2 protein-coding genes are annotated in these 2,410 nt (G+C 24.4%); both read right to left on the reverse strand.

Translation table 11 applies throughout. The features are described 5' to 3' along the window. Nucleotides 1-41: 41 nt before the first annotated feature. Nucleotides 42-716 (reverse strand): replication initiation protein, encoded by a 675-nt coding sequence (locus Q3304_RS20600; protein WP_407815303.1) that lies wholly within the window; start codon nucleotides 714-716, stop codon nucleotides 42-44. A 997-nt stretch (nucleotides 717-1,713) separates the two neighbouring features. Beyond that, complete coding sequence (locus Q3304_RS20605) at nucleotides 1,714-2,100, reverse strand: hypothetical protein (protein WP_231301625.1); 387 nt, start codon at nucleotides 2,098-2,100, stop codon at nucleotides 1,714-1,716. Nucleotides 2,101-2,410: the final 310 nt, after the last annotated feature.

Genomic DNA, 2,410 nt, shown 5'->3' on the forward strand with positions numbered 1-2,410 from the left:
ACAAATATAATATATAAGTGAATTGTTTAATTTAATTGGTTTTAGTCTATCGTATTTATTTTACAAAAACCATTTACATCAAATTCTATTTCTTTTTTTTTAATAGATACTAATTGATTTTTAAATTTTATATAACGAACTTTATTCCCAAATTTTTCTTCTGAACTTGATATATCTCTAAAATCAAATGAATCTAATTTGTTTAAATGTTCTATGACTGGTTCTAAAACATTTTTTCTCATATCTTTATAATCAGAATATTTATTTTCTAGTAAAAAAATTTTTCTTAATTTAGTTAATTCAATCTTTTTTTTAAAATTATTATTCTCTTTCCATAGCTCAAAATAATCATAAAACAATTGTGCATACTTATTTTTTATAGAAAAAAATATTTTAAGAGTTTTTAAATTATATCCTTTTTCATATAATTCCGTTATAACTTTATAAGCTTTACTTGTAACTTTAATTTTTATAAGATTTTTATCTTTTATGAATTCTTCCATTTTTATAAATTTAAATCTTTCGTATCCATTTGCATGATATATATATATATCACCATTTGTAATTCTTTTTAATTCAGCCATATTTTTAGGAGTTTTATCTACTTCAATATCTTTTTCCCCATTTATTATTGCCACTAATAAATCTTTAAGTATTTCATCTGTTGAATTATCTTTAAAATTCGTATGATTTATAGCTATATGTAATTCTTTCATAAAAACATTTTCTCCTTTATCTTAAATATTTCTCCTAATAAATAGGTGTTTTAAATATTACACCTATTTATTAGGAGGTTTTTTATTATAGATTTAGCTATTTATCTAGTTTCACCTGTTTAGTGTCTATTGTAAAACCTAACCTCCTATTCTTTTTGTTACTCAATACTACATATATTTATTATGACATAATACTTAATTATTTTTACAGTTCAATGCTCAGATATAAAGAAAAATTACTTTACCCCTTCGCCCTTAGCACTCATTTATTTTATCTATTTATATTGATTTTTCAATCCTCCAATGATAATGGTTTAGGTGAACTCAAGAAACGGTCTCCCCCCCTCCAAACCATAAAATAAATTTATCTTACAGTTTGGAAGGAGATATATATATAAACTATAATGGCTTTGGAGCCACTCGAAGTTTTCCGTATATCCGTACTATGTACAATTGTTTCAGTAGGTAAGTACCTACAACTTGCCTAGGTCTAGTATTATCAAGTATAATTAATCACTTTATTTACAATTCCCCCTATAGCCTAAAGCTAACTAGGACAGTCACAACCTTACATGTTTATATTCATGTAATGTCATCTAGGTAAAGTGTCCCTCCCCCTCAAACGGCACTGTCACGAGTGATTAGCTCGTCAGTTTTTTATTTATGTGAGTTATTCCTCTAACCTCACATGGCATTTATCGCATCAAAAAAGACTTGTCCTATTTGAACAAGTCTGTATATTTTCATCTCTATCATCTTGATTTTATGCACTTTATCTTTTATAATAAGTGTATATCAAAATTGATAACTAACTATATATTTAATATATAGTATAAGATTACTAGTTACTTTCTATTCTGCGTAAATAGGGGTATTAACTCAAACACGGTCGGCAAACCAAATTTGAGATAGTAGTCTTTTTATTTATTTTTTATTTTTCTATACATATACAACTCTTGTATATAATTATACAAGTATCACACAAATTTTACCACTACTATTTTCCTGTCTTTTTAAAATAAGTTCTACTTAAATACACAGCAATAAATTCTTCCAAAAATTCATCCTCTAACATTTTTGATATTCTTAAAGCAGAATTATTGCCCATATTAAGATGAAATCTATTTAAATCATTTAAATGACCTTCTCTCCAACTAATATAATATTTAATATGAGAACTATAATTTTCAACAGTACAATCATAAGTATAATTTTTACCTCCAATTATACCATTTAAAGACATTTTATTACATTCTCCCTGTGAATTAAAAAACTTTTTAAAAATATCAGTCGTCCTACTAAGTGCTAAATCAAAATTTTTTAATACATAAGCCTCAGCTTGAGAATAGCTAGTTATTTCATCTAAAATCTTTGGATAATCCAATATTTATCACTCCTAATAGAAAAATATGTAAGTACAACACTTATATTATATCATCTTTCTTTTAAGCTGCTGAGTTATTATTTTTTAATTTTATATGTATTTGAAATCCAAATATGTTTATTTTTATTTCTATATCTATCATATCGTTAAACCTCCAATCTATAGTATTTATCCACTATAGATATAAAGATTCAGATATATAATTAAAATCTGTATGATACAAAAAAAGATTAGAAATTATCTAATCTTCATTTCTACTTTCAAATTTTTTAACTAAAGAATAAAATGTACTCTTTTTTAAGTTTAATTC

Source organism: Clostridioides sp. GD02377 (genome assembly GCF_045899875.1).
GTDB lineage: Bacteria > Bacillota > Clostridia > Peptostreptococcales > Peptostreptococcaceae > Clostridioides > Clostridioides difficile_A.

What these genes read in the sequence shown, in the direction of transcription:
- Q3304_RS20600 (WP_407815303.1), bottom strand. Translation starts at nt 716, where the DNA reads ATGAAAGAATTACATATAGCTATAAATCATACGAATTTTAAAGATAAT.